At 44.3% G+C, this 314-nt stretch carries 1 pseudogene; it reads right to left on the bottom strand.

The annotated features are described in order from the left end of the window. Nucleotides 1-314 (bottom strand): annotated as a pseudogene (locus H4J56_RS19415) (transposase); the annotation flags it as partial.

The following is a 314-nucleotide window of genomic DNA, read 5'->3' as shown; positions in this document are numbered from 1 at the left end:
CTGATGTGAAGTCTTGACAGTATATTTGCGGTTTTGTTATCGATAGCGCCTCGTTTGTCTGCTCTTATTACGCGACCTGTTTCATCTACAAGGGTTAAATAGTCCTTCAAGCTAAAGCGGATACCGGAGGTTTTCTCTTGCTGTTCATGGCCCGTAAAAGGTAATAACGTTGTCGGTTGCTCTCCGATAATGGCTGCTTTGATACGCAGTTGAATACTGGTAAAATTCGATTGCTCAGGTGTTGGAGCAATGCCCGCACGCACTGGATTTAAATCTACATAAGCCATACAAGCAAGTAATGCCCCTTCATCGAG

The sequence above is a fragment of the Colwellia sp. BRX8-4 genome (assembly GCF_014077345.1).
GTDB lineage: Bacteria > Pseudomonadota > Gammaproteobacteria > Enterobacterales > Alteromonadaceae > Colwellia_A.
The sequence above is the reverse complement of the archived record's forward strand: the minus strand, read 5'-3'. Positions and strand labels throughout refer to the sequence as shown.